This is a genomic window from Ramlibacter sp. JJN2-2R (genome assembly GCF_057747835.1).
In genome coordinates this window covers 2,406,692-2,422,229 of record NZ_CM173226.1, presented here as the reverse complement: position 1 = coordinate 2,422,229, position 15,538 = coordinate 2,406,692, and the positions used below count along the sequence as shown (strand labels likewise).

The following is a 15,538-nucleotide window of genomic DNA, read 5'->3' as shown; positions in this document are numbered from 1 at the left end:
TTTTCTAGAATGGCCAGACTTCGTTTTCCTGGCCATCCATGCAACGCACCGGCATCGCCGAAGCCAAGAACAACTTCTCCGCCCTGATCGAGCTGGTCGAGGCGGGCGAGGAAGTGCGCATCACGCGCCACGGCAAGGAAGTCGTGCGCATGCTCCCGGTGCGCCGCCGCCCGGTGATCACGGACGAGCAGATCGCCCGCGAGCTCGAGCAGATCGACGCCCTGCACCGCACCATCGGCCCCGGACCGTCCGCGCACGAGCTGCGTGGAGGGCGCGCCACGTGACCGCCTTCGTCCTCGACGCTTCGGTCACCGCGGCTTGGCTGCTGCCCGACGAGGCCAGCGAGCACACCCGGCGCCTCTACGCGCTGGTGCGCCGCGACGAGGTCGAGCCGCAGGCGCCCAACCTCTGGCAATGGGAGTGCGCCGACCTCATCGCCAACGGCGTGCGCCACGGCCGCATCCCGCCCTCCAGCGTCGAGGGCCTGTGGAGCGTGCTGGAAGCCGTGCGCCACCGGGTGGAACTGCACGACCTCGCGCCGGCCCAGCACAAGGCCTCGCTCGCGGTCGCCATGGACGCCGGGCTGTCCGCCTACCAGGGCGCCTACCTCTGGCTGGCCCGTTCCCTCAACCTGCCGCTGCTCACCTTCGATCCGCGGCTGCAGCAGGCCGCCGGCGCGACCGGCGTGCGGCTGCTCGACATCGCTTCCCTCTAGACCCGCCATGCAGCACGACAAGATCCTCATCCTCGACTTCGGCTCCCAGGTCACGCAGCTGATCGCCCGGCGCGTGCGCGAGGCGCACGTGTACTCGGAAGTCCATCCCTGCGACGTCGGCGACGACTGGGTGCGCCAGTACGCCGCCGACGGCCGGCTCAAGGGCGTCATCCTCTCGGGCAGCCACGCGAGCGTGTACGAGGACACCACCGACAAGGCGCCGCAGGCGGTGTTCGAGCTGGGTGTGCCGGTGCTGGGCATCTGCTACGGCATGCAGACCATGGCGCACCAGCTGGGCGGCAGGGTCGAGGGCGGCCACAAGCGCGAATTCGGCTTCGCCGCCGTGCGCGCGCGCGGCCACACCGAGCTGCTGCGCGACATCGCCGACTTCACCACGCCCGAGGGCCACGGCATGCTCAACGTGTGGATGTCCCACGGCGACAAGGTGGCCGAGATGCCGCCCGGCTTCAAGCTGATGGCCTCCACCGAGAGCTGCCCGATCGCGGGCATGGCCGACGAGCAGCGGCGCTTCTACGCCGTGCAGTTCCATCCCGAGGTGACGCACACCGTGCAGGGCCGCGCCATCCTCGAGCGCTTCGTGCTCGGCATCTGCAAGGCCCGCCCCGACTGGGTCATGCGCGACCACGTCGCCGAGGCGGTGGAGAAGATCCGCCAGCAGGTCGGCGACGAGGAGGTGATCCTGGGCCTGTCCGGCGGCGTCGATTCGTCCGTGGCCGCGGCGCTGATCCACCGCGCCATCGGCGACCAGCTCACCTGCGTCTTCGTCGACCACGGCCTGCTGCGCCTGAACGAGGGGGACATGGTGATGGACATGTTCGCCGGCAAGCTGCACGCCAAGGTCGTGCGCGTGGACGCCAGCGACCTGTTCCTGGGCAAGCTGGCGGGCGTGAGCGAGCCGGAGGCCAAGCGCAAGATCATCGGCGGCCTGTTCGTCGACGTCTTCAAGGCCGAGGCCGCCAGGATCAAGCAGACGCACTCGCGCCACGTGGCCTGGCTGGCGCAGGGCACGATCTACCCGGACGTCATCGAGTCGGGCGGCGCCAAGAGCAAGAAGGCCGTCACGATCAAGAGCCACCACAACGTCGGCGGGCTGCCCGAGCAGCTGGGCCTGAAGCTGCTGGAGCCGCTGCGCGACCTGTTCAAGGACGAGGTGCGCGAACTCGGCGTGGCGCTGGGGCTGCCGCCGGAGATGGTCTACCGCCACCCGTTCCCGGGCCCCGGCCTGGGCGTGCGCATCCTCGGCGAGGTGAAGAAGGAGTACGCCGAGCTGCTGCGGCGGGCCGACGACATCTTCATCCAGGAGCTGCGCAACTTCACCGACCCGCACACCGGCAAGAGCTGGTACGACCTCACCAGCCAGGCCTTCACGGTGTTCCTGCCGGTCAAGAGCGTGGGCGTGATGGGCGACGGCCGCACCTACGACTACGTGGTGGCCCTGCGCGCGGTGCAGACCAGCGACTTCATGACCGCCGACTGGGCCGAGCTGCCGTATGCGCTGCTCAAGAAGGTGTCCAGCCGCATCATCAACGAGGTGCGCGGCATCAACCGCGTCACCTACGACGTCTCGAGCAAGCCGCCGGCGACGATCGAGTGGGAGTAGGGCGGCGCGGGCTGCCGCCCGCGAACCCCGCTACAGTCGCGGCATGTACCTGCCGCCGCACTTCGCCGCGAAGGAACGCGCCATCGCCCTGGAGGTGATGCGCCGCCACCCGCTGGCCAGCCTGATCTCCTGCGACGACGAGGGCCTGCCCTTCGTCAGCCACCTGCCGCTGCATGTCGAGCAGCAGGGCGAGGCGCTCGTGCTCTGGGGCCACTGCGCCAAGCCGAACGCGCATTGGCGTTACCTGCAGGCGCGGCCCCGGGCGCTGGTCACCTTCCTCGGGCCGCACGGCTTCCAGTCGCCGCGCATCTACCCGGACCTGCAGCGCGTGCCGAGCTGGAACTACCTGGCCGTGCACTGCGAGGTGCAGGCGCGGCTGGTCGAGGACGCCGAGGGCAAGGACGCGCTGCTCAAGAAACTGATCGGCGACCACGAGCCGGCCTACGCGGCGCAGTGGCGCGGCCTCGATGCGGAGTACACCGGCAAGATGCTGCAGGGCATCGTCGGCTTCGAGCTGCGCGTGCAGGCGCTGCAGTGCAAGGTGAAGCTGAACCAGCACCGGCCCGAGTCGCACCAGGCGCTGCACGCGGGCTACGCCGCCGGCAACGAGCAGGAGCGCGAGCTGGCCGGCTGGATGGAGCAGCTCGGACTGGCCAAGGAGGCGTGATGCGTGCGGTTTTCAGTGTGCTCGGCCTGGTGATCGTGGTGGCCATCGTGGGCTTGCTGGCCCGCAAGCAGCTGACGGCGGCAGCGCCCGCGGCTGCCGGCGCCGGCAGCGGCAGCGCGATCGCCGCGCCGGCCCCGCAGCAACAGGTGCAGCAGGTGCGCCAGGCCGCGGAAGCGGCGCTGCAGGCGCCGCGCGCGTTGCCCGACGACGCGAAGTAGGGGCGCATGCAGGCGGACGACGATCGCTTCATGCGCGAGGCGCTCGCGCAGGCGCGGCTGGCGCAGGCCGCGGGCGAAGTGCCGGTCGGCGCGGTGGTGGTGCGCGACGGCGTGGTCATCGGCCGCGGCCAGAACCATCCGGTGTCCGGCCACGACCCCACCGCGCACGCCGAGATCGCCGCGTTGCGCGAGGCCGCCCGCGCCGTGGGCAACTACCGCCTGGACGGCTGCGACCTGTACGTCACGCTCGAGCCCTGCGCGATGTGCAGCGGGGCGATGCTGCACGCGCGCCTGCGGCGGGTGGTGTTCGGCGCCGCCGACCCCAAGACGGGGGCGGCCGGCTCGGTGATCCGCCTCTTCGACGAACCCCGCCTGAACCACCGCACCCAGGTGCTGGGGGGCGTGCTGGCCGCGGAGACCGGCGCGCTGCTGTCCGAGTTCTTCGCCGCCAGGCGCCAGCAGGCGCGCCTGGCCAGCGATCCCCTGCGCGAGGACGCCCTGCGCACGCCCGACGAGCGATTCGCCGCGCTGCCGGACTATCCGTGGGCGCCCCATTACGTCAGCGACCTGCCGGCGCTGGCGGGCCTGCGGATGCACTACCTGGACGAGGGGCCGCGCGATGCGCCCCTCACCTGGCTGTGCCTGCACGGCAATCCGGCCTGGAGCTACCTGTACCGCAAGATGATCCCGGTGTTCCTGGAGGCGGGACACCGCGTCGTGGCGCCGGACCTGGTGGGCTTCGGCAAGAGCGACAAGCCCAAGCGGGAGGCGGCCCACACCTTCACCTGGCACCGCGAGGTGCTGCTGCAATTCGTCGATCGCCTGGACCTGCGGGACGTCGTGCTCGTGGTGCAGGACTGGGGCGGCCTGCTGGGCCTCACGCTGCCGATGGCGGCGCCCCAGCGGTACCAGGGCCTGCTGGCGATGAACACCACGCTGGGCACGGGCGACGAGCCGCTCGGCGAGGGCTTTCTCGCCTGGCGCGAGATGTGCGCGCGCAACCCCGAGTTCAGCGTCGGCCGGCTGCTGGCCCGCGGCAATCCGCACCTGCGGCCCGAGGAATGCCAGGCGTACGACGCGCCGTTCCCCGACCGCGGGCACCGGGCCGCGCTGCGCGCGTTCCCGCCCATGGTGCCCGACGCGCCGGATGCCGACGGGGCCGCGACGTCGCGCGCGGCGCGCGAGTTCTGGCGCACGCAGTGGACCGGCCGGAGCTTCATGGCCGTCGGCGCGCAGGACCCCGTGCTCGGCACCGCGGTGATGGAGGCGCTGCGCCGGTCCATCCGCGGCTGCCCCGAGCCGATGGTGCTGCCGCAGGCCGGGCATTTCGTGCAGGAACACGGCGAGCCGATCGCGCGAAGCGCGGTGGGATACTTCCGCCCGTGACGAAGAAGCACATCTACATCTATTCCCCCTCCAGCGCCGTGCGCGACCGGCCGGCGGTGCGCCGCGGCATCCAGCGCCTGAAGGCCCTGGGCCACGACGTCGAGGTCGACCCGGCGGCGTTCGCCACCCACATGCGCTTCGCCGGCGACGACGACACGCGGCTGGAAGCGATCCACCGCGCCGCGGCCAGCGGCGCCGACATCGCGCTCACCACCCGCGGCGGCTACGGCCTCACGCGCCTGCTGCCGCGCATCCGCTACAAGCTGCTGGCCAAGGCGATCGAGCGCGGCACGCAGTTCGTGGGCCTGAGCGACTTCACGGCGCTCACCAGCGCGCTGCTGGCCGAGACCGGCGCCGTCACCTGGCAGGGGCCGGCGGTGGGGGAGGACTTCGGTGTCGAGGCCGAGCCCGACGACATCATGCTGGCCTGCTTCGAGGACCTGGTGCAGGGGTGGGGCGAGGGCGCCGGCTGGCGCCTGCCCGCGGCGGAGGCCTCGACGGCGTTCCGCGACGTGCGCGGCGTACTCTGGGGCGGCAACCTGTCGCTGCTGGCGGCGTTGACGGGCACGCCCTGGATGCCCAAGGTCAAGGGCGGCATCCTGTTCATCGAGGACGTCCACGAGCATCCGTACCGGGTCGAGCGCATGCTCACGCAGCTGCTGCACGCGGGCGTGCTGGGCCAGCAGAAGGCGATCGTGTTCGGGCACTTCACGAACTACAAGCCCGCCCCGCACGACAAGGGCTTCCGGCTGCAGACGGTGGTCGACTGGCTGCGCTCGCAGGTCAAGGCGCCCGTGCTGACCGGACTGCCCTTCGGCCACGTCACGACCAAGGTGCTGCTGCCGGTGGGCGCGCCGGTGCACCTGGCGGTCGAGGGACGCGACGCGTTCCTGCTCTGGGGACACCGGCACTGAGCGTGCCGGCGGCGGCTCAGCCCATCAGGGGGCTGGGGCGCGAGGAGAGGCCGTTGGGCAACAGGCCCTGGAACAGCTCGGTGATCGACTGCACGCGCTCGCGGGCCACGGCCTCGCCGTGCAACGCCGCCAGCGCCGCCATCAGGTCGCCGCGCAGGTACCACAGGCCCTGCAGGTCGCCGGCGTAGCGGATGCGGCGGGTGACCTGCGGGAAGCGCTGCGTCCCCGAATCACCCAGCACGTCGAGCATCGATTCGCGGATGTCCTCCATGCCGGCATCCAGCGCGGACGCACTCGGCGAGCTCGGATGGCCGAGCAGCCCGTAAATCCCGCCCCGAAGGTGACGCTTGATCCAGCCCATGTGTCGTGTTTGGTCGTTCCCGGACAATTCTCGCGCTCGCAGATGACAAGGTACGCCTTCCGGCTGAGCCTTGGTTGGCGATTGTCGTGATCGATTTCACGGAATCGATGCGGCCGGGCACTTGACTTGGTAACCAGTGGTGAGTTCGCCCCGCGTCGCCGCGTGGTGTTGCTTGCTTTCTGACTCGTCCACCCCGCCGCGAGCGGCCGCCGCGTTCGGGGTTGATGCCACGCAACTCCCCGCGGACGGCGCGATGCAGCATGGATCGCATGGCCGCCGTCAACGCCGACATCGCAGCGTCGCTCGACCAGATCGCCGACCTGCTCGAAGTGCAGGGCGCCAATGCCTTCCGCATCCGCGCCTACCGCACGGCCGCGCGCACCATCGACGGGCTGGCCACGCCGGTGGACGTGCTGCTGGCCCAGGGACAATCGCTGGACGACCTGCCGGGCATCGGCGCCGACCTGGCCGGCAAGATCGCCGAGCTGTCGGCCACCGGCACCTGCGCCCAGCTCGACGCCCTGCGCCTGCAGGTGCCGGCGGGCGTCGCCCAGCTGCTGCAGTTGCCCGGGCTGGGCGCGAAGCGGACGCAGGCCCTGCGCCGGCAACTCGGCATCACGACGCTGGCCGACCTGCGGGCGGCGGCCGAGGAAGGACGGCTCGTGGGCGTGCCGGGCTTCGGTCCCAAGCTGCAGCAGCGGCTGCTGGATGCCGTGCGCCACCAGCTCGAATCGCCGAGGCGCCATCCGCTGCGCTGGGGCCGGGAGGTGGCCGCGTCGCTGCTGGCGCCGCTGCGCGCCTTGCCCGGCGTGCAAGAGGCCGTGGCGGCTGGCAGCCTGCGGCGCTGCCGCGAGACGGTGGGCGACCTGGACCTGCTGGTCACGGCGCGGGCCGGCACGCCGGCCACGCAGCGCTTCACCGAGCTGGAGCCCGTGGCCCGCGTGCTGGCGCTGGGACCCACGCGGGCCAGCGTGCTGCTGCGCAACGGCATGCAGGTGGACCTGCGCGTGGTGCGGCCGGCGAGCTTCGGCGCGGCGTGGATGTACTTCACCGGCTCGAAGGCGCACAACATCCACCTGCGCCGGCTGGCCGTCGACCAGGGGTGCAAGCTGAACGAATACGGCCTGTTCCGCGGCTCGCAGCGGGTGGCCGGCGGCACCGAGGTATCGGTCTACCACGCGCTCGGGCTGCCGTGGATCACCCCGGAGCTGCGCGAGGATCGCGGCGAGATCGAGGCGGCGTCGCGCCGCGAACTGCCCGACCTGGTCGAGCGCAAGGACCTGCACGGCGACCTGCACGCGCACACGACCGACAGCGACGGGCGCGACAGCCTCGAGGCCATGACCGAGGCGGCACGCGCGCGCGGCCTGCGCTACCTGGCCATCACCGACCACAGCCGCCGCATCGCCGTGCTGGGCGGGCTCGATGCCGACGGCCTGGCCCGGCAGATCGACCGCATCGATGCCCTCAATGCCGGGCTGCACGGGATCCGCGTGCTCAAGGGGGTGGAGGTCGACATCCTGGAGGATGGCTCGCTCGACCTGCCGGACCGGCTGCTCGGCCGGCTCGACCTCGTCGTCGGCGCGGTGCACGGCGCCTTCGACCTGCCGCGCGAGCGCCAGACCGGCCGCCTGCTGCGGGCCATGGACCACCCGCACTTCAGCATCCTCGCGCACCCGACCGGTCGGCTGCTGGGCGAGCGCGCCGGCTGCGACATCGACCTGCAGCGCGTGGTGCGGCATGCGCGCGAGCGCGGCTGCTTCCTGGAGCTGAACGCGCAGCCCAAGCGGCTGGACCTCGACGACGTGGCGTGCCGGCTGGCCCGCGACGAACACGTGCTGGTGAGCATCGCCACCGATGCGCACGCGGCCGGCGACCTGGACCTGCTGGACGAGGGCGTCGCGCAGGCGCGGCGCGGCTGGCTGCGGGCCGCGGACGTCCTGAACGCCCTGCCGTTGCCGCGCCTGCTGCGGCAGCTGCGCGCGTCGATGGGGACGGCCGCCCGCGACGAAGCCGTCGCCTGACCCGCGGCGACACGGGGCCGTCGCCACGGCCGCGCGTGCCGGCTTGATCCCACGCAAGGCCCGCGGCTGGGCGCGGGACTAGGCTGCGATCTCACAGGACGAACCGGGAGCCCGCGATGAAGATCAGCAACCTCTGCCGCCGCGAGGTGGTGAGCATCTCCGGCGAAGCCACGCTGCAGCAGGCCGCGAGCCTCATGCGCGAGGAGCATGTCGGCGCCCTGGTGGTGACCGACCCGGGCGAGAAGGGCCGCATCACCGGGGTCGTCACCGACCGCGACATCGTGGTCGAGGTGATCGCGCAGGGCATCGACCCGCGCGAACGCAAGATCGGCACGCTGCGCGACCGCGACCTGGTGGCCGTGCCGGCGGACGCCGGCCTGCAGGAGGCGCTGGGCGCGATGCGCCGCTCGGGCGTGCGCCGGGTGCTGGTGATGCGCGCGGACGGCTCGCTGGTGGGCCTGGTGTCGTCCGACGACGTGATCGAGGCCATCGCCGGCGAGCTCGACAGCCTGGCGGCGGCCCTGCGCACCGGCTTCGTGCTGGAGAGCAGCCGGACCTCGGCCGACACCGCCGATGCGACGGCGCCGGTGCTCTATCTCACGCGCAACGAACCCTAGGCACCCCGCGGGCGGCGTCGTGGACCCCGGCGAGCTGGCGCGGCCCGTCGCCCCACCGCAGGCGGCCGACGCGCTTCGCCTGCCGCAGGCGTACCCGGAGCCGGCCGGCCGCGTCGAGGTGATCGAGACCCACCTGTCCTGGGTGTTCCTCACCGAGCGCCATGCCTGGAAGCTGAAGAAGGCGATCCGCCTCGGCGGCGTGGACCTGCGATCGCTGGCGGCGCGGCATCGGCACTGCCTCGAGGAGCTGCGCCTGAACCGGCGCCTGTCGCCCGACGTGTACCTGGCCATGGTGCCGGTGGTGCGTGGCGCGGACGGGCAGCTGCGCGTCGACGGGGCCGGCGAAACCGTGGACTGGCTGCTGCAGATGCGGCGCCTGCCGGCCGGGCTGATGCTCGGTGCCCGCCTGCGCACGGGCGAGGCGAGCGCGGCCGACATGGAACGCATCGCCGCGCGCCTGCACGCATTCCAGCGGACGTTGCCGCCGGCCGGACTCGATGGCCCGGCCTGGCGGGCGCTGCTGGCGCGCCAGCTCGAGGCCGACGAGGCGGTCCTGGCCGATCCGGCGCTGGCGCTGCCGGCACCAGTCGTGCGCGCCCTGTGCGCGGGCCAGCGGCGCTGGATGGCCGACCACGCGGGCCTGCTCGACGAGCGCGTGGCGCGCGGGCGGGTGGTGGAGGGCCATGGCGACCTGCGGCCCGACCACGTCTGGCTGGGCGAGCCGATGGCCATCATCGATTGCCTGGAGTTCTCGCCCGAACTGCGCACCCTGGACTGCGCCGACGAAGTGGCCTTCCTCGCCCTCGAGTGCGAGCGCGCCGGGGCCGCGTCCCTGGGCGAGGCCCTGCTCGGCAGCTGGCAGCGCTGCAGCGGCGATGCGGTGGCGCCGCCGCTGCTGCACTTCTTCCGCAGCTGCCGGGCGCGCACCCGGGCGCGGCTGGCCATCGGCCATCTGCTCGAAGCGCGCTACCGGAGCGATCCGCGCTGGCGCGAGCAGGCGCAGCAGGCCCTGCAGCTGGCGTCGCATCACCTCGAGGCCGCCTCGGCGGCGCCGAATCAGCCGGGTGCCGCCAGCAGGTCCACCAGCGAGCCGCCCGCATGAAGCCGCCGGATCGCCTCGCCCACCAGCGCCGCCGTGCCGACGACGGACAGCCGGTCGCGCGCCGGCCCGGGGCCGAGCCGCACGCCGCCGATGCTGTCGGTCACCACCAGGCCGGCCAGGTCCGCGGCGCCGAGCACCGCGGCCGCGTCGGCCGAGAACAGGCCGTGCGTGGCGACCGCATAGACGGCGGTCGCCCCGCGCCGCCGGCACGCCTGGGCCGTGCGCACGATGGTGCCGCCGGTGCTGATCAGGTCGTCCACCACGATGGCGCAGCGGCCCTCGACGTCGCCCACCAGCAGCTCGCCGCTCAGCACGTCCTGGCTGCGGTGCTTCTCCGCGAAGGCCGCGGCAACCGGCCGCCCCAGGGCCTGCGCCAGCCGTTCGCGGAACTGGTCGGCCCGGTGCACGCCGCCGGCATCGGGCGAGACCACGACCGCCTCGCGCGTGCCGACGACGGGCGCCATGTGCCGGACCAAGGGGCCGACCGCTTCGAGGTGCTCGGTGCGGCAGCGGAACGCGTTCTGGAACGCGGCCAGGTTGTGCACGTCCAGCGTCACCAGGCAGTCGGTGCCCACGGCCTCGAACAGCGCGGCGACGTAGCGCGTGGTGACGGGATCGCGTGGCTTGGTCTTGCGGTCCTTGCGCGCGTAGGCGAGGTAGGGCACCACCACTGTCACGCGCGCGGCCGAGGCGTCGCGCAGCGCGCCGACGAAGAACAGCAGCCGGCACAGCCGGTCGTGCACCGTCTCGGGCGGATCGCCGTGCAGTGCCTGCAGCACGTACACGTCGCGGCCGCGCACGTTGACCAGCGGGCGCAGCTTGCCCTCGCCGTCCTCGAAGTGCCGCTCCTCGTGGCTGGCGGGCGTGACGCCCAGCTCGCGCGCGACCGCTTCACCCCAGGGCCGGATGGCCTGCATCACGAAGAGGAGGGGGCCGGTGTCTGACATGGCGGGAACTCCCTGGTGGCTGGATGCCGCGCCCGGCGGCAGTCCGGTGGACGTGGCGAACGGCGACGCCGACGGGCTGTGCGCGCTGCACCAGCTGCGCCTGGCGCATCCCCGGGCGGCGACGCTGGTGACGGGCACCAAGCGCGACATCGGCCTGCTGGCGCGCGTGCAGGCGGGGGCGGGCGACGACGTCACGGTGCTGGACATCTCGCTCGATCGCAACCGGGCCGCGCTGCTGCGGCTGCTGGAAGCCGGCGCGCGCGTCTTCTATGTCGACCACCACCACGCCGCGGACCCGGTGGTCCATCCGAACCTGCACCTGCTGCTCGACCTCTCCCCGGACACGTGCACCAGCCTGCTGGTCGATCGCGAACTCGGCGGGCGGCAGCGCGCCTGGGCCGCCGTGGGTGCCTTCGGCGACAGCCTGGCGCTGGCGGGCGAGCGGCTGGCACGCGACTGCGGCCATGGCGCGGCGCAGATCGCGCGGCTGCGCGACCTCGGCGAGGCGATCAACTACAACGCCTATGGCGAGACGGAGACGGACCTGCTGATCGCGCCGGCCGAGCTGTACCGGCGGATGCAGCCGTACGCCGATCCGCTGGCCTTCCTCGATGCCGAACCGGTGGCGGCCGCGCTGGTGCGCCAGCGTGGCGAGGACGTGGCGCAGGGCCTGCGCGTGCCGGCACTGCGGACCGCGCGCGGCGCCCGCCTGGTCCTGCTGCCGGACGCCGCCTGGGCGCGGCGCGTGCATGGCGCGCTGGCGAGCGCGCTTGCCGAGCGCGAGCCCGGGGCCGCCGTCGCCGTGCTGGTGCCGGGCGTGGGCCGCGGCCTGGTGGCGAGCGTGCGGGCGCCGCGCCGCCATCCGGTCGGGGCGGACCAGTTCTGCCTGCAGTTCGCCAGTGGCGGGGGCCGGGCCGCGGCCGCCGGCATCGACGACCTTCCCGAGGCCGAGCTCGACCGGTTCGCCGCCGCGTTCGAGGCCGCCTTCGCGCGGACGGACTGACGCGCGGGCCGGCCGGTCGGGCGCGATGCGTCTCGTGAGGGTTCGCTCGGACCGAGCCGGTCGAGGGTCCGCCCCCCGCTTCGACAAGCTCAGCCCGAACGGTTGAAGCGGCCTGGACGATCGCGTGGGCACGAACGGTGGTGCACGATGGAGCAGCTGGAGCAGGGCCATGGCGGTCGGGCGGACACGCCAAGCATGTCCGCGGCCGCCGCGCGGCACCTTGCGCCGACGCAAGTCGGCCGCCCGCCGGCGCGCGGGGCGCCCGGACCCACGCCGCCTTGATGCGGGTCAACCGCGCGTGGGCAGGCAGGCCTATCGTGGGTTCACCAAGGAGATTCCGATGCAAGCCGAATGGATCCTCGTGGCCAACGCCGCCCAGGCGCGCCTGCTGCAACACGAAGCGGGCTCGCCCATGGTCGTGCTGCACGCCTTCCACCATCCCGACAGCCGCGTGCGCAGCAGCGTGCTGGGCGACGACGAGCGCGGACGCGAGGCCACCGACCGGCGGCCCGGCGCCGGCGCCTACGAAGCCCGGGTGAGCCCGCAGCGCAAGGAGCACCTGCACTTCGCCGCGGAGATCGCGGCGTATCTCGAGGATGCCGCCCGCCAGGGGCGCCTGCACAGCCTGCACGTGTTCGCCGCCAGCCCGTTCCTGGGCGAGCTGAAGACGCATCTCGGCGAGGCGACGCAACGCCATCTGGCCGGCACGCATGACCTGGACCTGAGCCCGTTGCCGCTGGGCGAGATCGAGGAGCGCGTGCGGCACGCGCTGGCCGCCGCGCACTGAAGCGGCGCACTGAAGCGGCGCACTGAAGCGGCGCACTGAAGCGGCGCACTGAAGCGGCGCACTGAAGCGGCGCACTGAAGCGGCGCACTGAAGCGGCGCACTGAAGCGGCGTCGGAGTCCGCCCTCGCGCCGCTCGATGATCCACGCCGGGGCAGGGGAGGGGCGGCGGGTGCGCCACCCGCGCGGCCTCAGGCGCCCGCGTGCAGTTCCAGCGTGAAGACGACCTCGCCTTGGCGATGCGCGTAGCCGAGGCTACCGCCGGTTTCGCGTGCGATGCGGTTGGCGATGAACAGCCCGAGGCCCAGGCCGGTGCGGTTGCTGGGCGCCTGGGCGCGCGGCTTGAACGGGTCGGCCAGGTTGGCGACGATGGCCGGGTCGATCTCGGGCGCGGTGTTGCGCACCACCACCGTCGCCACCGGGCCGGCGACGCGCACCTGCAGGCCGATGGGACGGCCGGGCGCGCCGTAGTGCCGGGCGTTGCTCAGCAGGTTGGTCATCGCCTGGGTGACGCGCTCGCGGTCGCCGCTCCAGACCGCCGGCCGCTGGATGTCGAGGGCGAACTCCACGCCGGGATGCCCGGTGCGCGCCTCGTCCACCAGGTCGTCGGCGACCACGGCCAGGTCGAACGGCCGCGCCTCGCCCAGCATGCGCTGGCCGGCCTCGGCCCGGCTGAAGTCCAGCACCTGGGTGATCAGCCGCTGCATGCGGCCGGTGGAGTTGTCGATGCGGTGGCCCCAAGCGCGGCTGCTGTCCTCGCGCTGCAGCACCGAGGCCGCCATCCGGATGGCGTGCAGCGGGTCGCGCAGGTCGTGGCCGAGCATGGCCAGCAGGTGCTGGCGCGCCTGCTGCATCTCGGACTGGCGCGCCAGGCACAGGCGCGCCAGTTCGCCCTGCAACTGGCGGGCGATGCCGCGCGTGGGCTCCTGCCAGGGTGAGCAGCGGCCGCGCACGGTCTCCTTCCATTCGGCGAAGCTGCCGCGCGGCGTCAGGCGCGGCCCGTGCGGCCCGACCTGGAAGACCTTCTCGGGCGCGCCGCCCCAGCGCACCGTGCTGACCTGTTCGCGCCGCAAGGCCACGAGGCGGCCGTTGTTCGCGGCACCGAACACGATGTCGAGCGCGCCCACGTGGTCGCCGATCACGGCCCGCAGCGGCTCGGGCCACTGCTCGCGCGTCTCGAAGGATGCAGGTCCGAGCCGTCGGCCGGGATCTGGGTGACGATGGCCGCCGCGAGTTCGTGCGGCAGGCCGGCCGAGGCGATGACCTTGCCCTGGTGCGAGGCGACGATCGCGTCGCAGCGCAGCACGCGCTGCAGCACCGGCGCATGGTCGGCGATGGCGCGCAGCAGATCCTCCGCGCCGGAGGCCGCGCCGATCAGCGCCGGGATGGCGTGGGCCGCTTCCTCGGCATGCATCGCCTGCCGGTGGCTCTGCAGCGCCTGCACGCGGGACGAGACGAACTGCGCCAGGGCGTCGCAGGCTTCGCGCGCCTCGTGCGAGACGTGGTGCGGCGTGCGGTGGTGGCACGCGAACAGGCCCCAGAGCTTGCCGTCCACCACGATCGACACGCTCATCGAGGCGCCCACGCCCATGTTGCGCAGGTACTCGACGTGGATCGGCGAGACGCTGCGCAGCACCGCGTACGACAGGTCGACAGGGCGCGCGCCGGCGGCAGCGAGCAGCGGCACCGGCTCGTAACCGATGTCCGGGATCAGGCGCAGCGTGTTCAGCGTGTACAGCCGCCGGGCCTGCGCCGGGATGTCGCTGGCCGGAAAGCGCATGTTCAGGAACGAGTCGATCGCGTCCACGCGCGACTCGGCCACCACGTCGCCGCTGTTGTCCGGCTGGAAGACGTAGGCCATCACGCGGTCGAAGCCGGTCCAGGCGCGGATCTGCGCGGTGCACTCGGCCAGCACACGCACGGTGTCCAGCTCGCTGCGCAGCGTGGTGAACAGCCGCGTGCGCATCGGCACCGGCCCGGCCAGGCGGCGCTCGAATTCGACGACGTCGCGGCCTTCGTGGTGGTGGACCAGCCGCGACCAGGGCTGGCCGTCGTGCTCTAGCTCGTGCACGAACGGCACGCCGGGATTGCCCTGGGCCTGCGCCAGGTCGTCCGCCAGGCCCGACGCCAGATGGGTCGCCAGGCCGATGCCGTCGAGCGGCAGGCCGAGGTCGAACCGGCTATGCAAAAAGTCCGGTGCGTTGGCGCTCCAGCCGGCCAGCGCGCCGTGGTCGAGGACGAACAGCGCGCCGTGCGGCTGGATCGCGCCGGGGATGTGGATCGGTTCCTGCGCGCAGGTGTCCAGGTTCGGGAGCTCGGCGGGCTGCTGGGTCTCGACCGTCATGCGCGGCGGCCCACCAAGGCTTCCAGGCGCGAAGTGGTGTGGGTCATCGGCGGGGATTCTCGTTGGGCGCGGGGGGCCGCGCTGCAAGCGGTTCTAGCGATTCCTTTGACGAAAGTTCGCGCGGGACGGGGGATCCCCGAAGTGTCATCAAGTACCTCTCCAAACAAATTCCTTGACTTGCCACAACCCATTCTGTTGACAAACCGTCGGAGCAATGAAAGTTCGTGACGAACCGAACTGCTGAGCACCTGTTTGCCGGAAGTTTACGGCGCAATCTCCTACCATGCTGAGCATGAAACGGCTGCTCTTCCTTGATTTCGGCGGCGTACTGCACCCCGTCGTCAAGAAACCCGGCGTGTCATTGCCGTTCGAGGGGGTACCAGAGCTTGCCACGCGTCTGTCAGCGGCGCCGGACGTGATGATCGCAGTGCACTCTTCGTGGGCAGAGAGATTCCAGCTGAACGAGCTGCGCGAGTTTCTCGGCCCCGTTGGCAGCCGGTTGATCGGCAGCGTTGGACCGGGGCCCAAAGCAATCCTCTTCTTCCTGGGCTCGAGACCAGACATTCGGGACTGGCTCGTGGTCGACGACGAGTCGGCTGAGTTCTCGAAGGACCTCCCCGGGCACGTGGTCATATGCGATGGCTCGCAAGGCATCTCGGATCGCGCCGTTCGGGACCGAACGCGCGGATGGGTCGCTACGAGGTAGAGCGTCCAGCAGACAGCAGTCGCGGGCTACGCCCAGTTGAGAGGGGAAATGCCCGCACGACGCGACGTGCTGACCCACAAGCATCTGCGCGACCCGGACATCCACCATCGCACCGTCATTGCGGACCTT

General features: G+C 72.4%; 17 protein-coding genes. 13 read left to right on the top strand and 4 right to left on the bottom strand.

From position 1 onward, the window contains the following. Positions 1-38 precede the first annotated feature (38 nt). Genes AC3ANR_RS11815 through AC3ANR_RS11785 form a run of 7 tightly spaced genes read left to right on the top strand, consistent with a single transcriptional unit; the run spans position 39 to position 5,521 of the window. Positions 39-284, top strand: coding sequence for a type II toxin-antitoxin system Phd/YefM family antitoxin (locus tag AC3ANR_RS11815; RefSeq protein ID WP_488288307.1), 246 nt, complete (start codon positions 39-41; stop codon positions 282-284). After that, positions 281-715 carry a type II toxin-antitoxin system VapC family toxin gene (locus tag AC3ANR_RS11810; RefSeq protein WP_488288306.1) on the top strand — a complete coding sequence of 145 codons (435 nt, stop codon included), beginning with the start codon at positions 281-283 and terminating at the stop codon, positions 713-715. The genes AC3ANR_RS11815 and AC3ANR_RS11810 overlap by 4 nt, the downstream gene beginning before the upstream one ends. A gap of 7 nt (positions 716-722) precedes the next feature. Continuing rightward, complete coding sequence (gene guaA / locus AC3ANR_RS11805; RefSeq protein ID WP_488288305.1) at positions 723-2,336, top strand: glutamine-hydrolyzing GMP synthase; 1,614 nt, start codon at positions 723-725, stop codon at positions 2,334-2,336. Between the two features lie 43 nt (positions 2,337-2,379). After that, positions 2,380-3,003: an FMN-binding negative transcriptional regulator gene (locus AC3ANR_RS11800; protein WP_488288304.1), complete on the top strand. Its 624-nt coding sequence runs from the start codon at positions 2,380-2,382 to the stop codon at positions 3,001-3,003. Next, on the top strand, positions 3,003-3,221 hold the full coding sequence (locus tag AC3ANR_RS11795; RefSeq protein ID WP_488288303.1) for a hypothetical protein: 219 nt from the start codon (positions 3,003-3,005) through the stop codon (positions 3,219-3,221). The genes AC3ANR_RS11800 and AC3ANR_RS11795 overlap by 1 nt, the downstream gene beginning before the upstream one ends. A gap of 6 nt (positions 3,222-3,227) precedes the next feature. Beyond that, positions 3,228-4,607 (top strand): tRNA adenosine(34) deaminase TadA, encoded by a 1,380-nt coding sequence (tadA, locus tag AC3ANR_RS11790; protein WP_488288302.1) that lies wholly within the window; start codon positions 3,228-3,230, stop codon positions 4,605-4,607. Beyond that, positions 4,604-5,521: an LD-carboxypeptidase gene (locus AC3ANR_RS11785; protein ID WP_488288301.1), complete on the top strand. Its 918-nt coding sequence runs from the start codon at positions 4,604-4,606 to the stop codon at positions 5,519-5,521. The genes tadA and AC3ANR_RS11785 overlap by 4 nt, the downstream gene beginning before the upstream one ends. Positions 5,522-5,537: 16 nt before the next feature. On the opposite strand, the gene AC3ANR_RS11780 is transcribed toward AC3ANR_RS11785, so the two are convergent. Continuing rightward, positions 5,538-5,792, bottom strand: a complete 255-nt coding sequence (locus AC3ANR_RS11780; protein ID WP_488288300.1) for a hypothetical protein — start codon at positions 5,790-5,792, stop codon at positions 5,538-5,540. Between the two features lie 359 nt (positions 5,793-6,151). On the opposite strand from AC3ANR_RS11780, the gene polX reads away from it, so the two are divergent. The 3 genes from polX (at position 6,152) to AC3ANR_RS11765 (ending at position 9,625) form a co-directional block, all read left to right on the top strand. Beyond that, positions 6,152-7,906 (top strand): DNA polymerase/3'-5' exonuclease PolX, encoded by a 1,755-nt coding sequence (gene polX, locus AC3ANR_RS11775; RefSeq protein ID WP_488288299.1) that lies wholly within the window; start codon positions 6,152-6,154, stop codon positions 7,904-7,906. A gap of 116 nt (positions 7,907-8,022) precedes the next feature. Beyond that, positions 8,023-8,523, top strand: a complete 501-nt coding sequence (locus AC3ANR_RS11770) for a CBS domain-containing protein (RefSeq protein WP_488288298.1) — start codon at positions 8,023-8,025, stop codon at positions 8,521-8,523. 19 nt (positions 8,524-8,542) lie between these two features. Then, positions 8,543-9,625, top strand: a complete 1,083-nt coding sequence (locus tag AC3ANR_RS11765) for a hypothetical protein (RefSeq protein WP_488288297.1) — start codon at positions 8,543-8,545, stop codon at positions 9,623-9,625. Here the strand turns inward: AC3ANR_RS11765 and AC3ANR_RS11760 are convergent. After that, positions 9,580-10,572, bottom strand: coding sequence for a ribose-phosphate diphosphokinase (locus AC3ANR_RS11760; protein ID WP_488288296.1), 993 nt, complete (start codon positions 10,570-10,572; stop codon positions 9,580-9,582). The genes AC3ANR_RS11765 and AC3ANR_RS11760 overlap by 46 nt on opposite strands. On the opposite strand from AC3ANR_RS11760, the gene AC3ANR_RS11755 reads away from it, so the two are divergent. Continuing rightward, positions 10,571-11,575, top strand: coding sequence for an acetyltransferase (locus tag AC3ANR_RS11755; protein ID WP_488288295.1), 1,005 nt, complete (start codon positions 10,571-10,573; stop codon positions 11,573-11,575). The genes AC3ANR_RS11760 and AC3ANR_RS11755 overlap by 2 nt on opposite strands. 340 nt (positions 11,576-11,915) lie before the next feature. Beyond that, the gene (locus tag AC3ANR_RS11750) at positions 11,916-12,362 is read left to right on the top strand and encodes a host attachment protein (RefSeq protein ID WP_488288294.1); all 447 of its coding nucleotides are present in this window, start codon (positions 11,916-11,918) and stop codon (positions 12,360-12,362) included. A 188-nt stretch (positions 12,363-12,550) separates the two neighbouring features. Here the strand turns inward: AC3ANR_RS11750 and AC3ANR_RS11745 are convergent, their stop codons facing one another. Together AC3ANR_RS11745 and AC3ANR_RS11740 are read right to left on the bottom strand one after the other, a co-directional pair. After that, the gene (locus AC3ANR_RS11745; RefSeq protein ID WP_488288293.1) at positions 12,551-13,501 is read right to left on the bottom strand and encodes a sensor histidine kinase; all 951 of its coding nucleotides are present in this window, start codon (positions 13,499-13,501) and stop codon (positions 12,551-12,553) included. Then, positions 13,498-14,703, bottom strand: a complete 1,206-nt coding sequence (locus tag AC3ANR_RS11740; protein ID WP_488288292.1) for a GAF domain-containing protein — start codon at positions 14,701-14,703, stop codon at positions 13,498-13,500. Before AC3ANR_RS11740 ends, AC3ANR_RS11745 begins: the two co-directional genes overlap by 4 nt. A 292-nt stretch (positions 14,704-14,995) precedes the next feature. Between AC3ANR_RS11740 and AC3ANR_RS11735 the strand changes: the two genes are divergently transcribed. Continuing rightward, positions 14,996-15,409, top strand: coding sequence for an HAD domain-containing protein (locus AC3ANR_RS11735; RefSeq protein ID WP_488288291.1), 414 nt, complete (start codon positions 14,996-14,998; stop codon positions 15,407-15,409). The last annotated feature ends 129 nt before the right edge of the window (positions 15,410-15,538 follow it).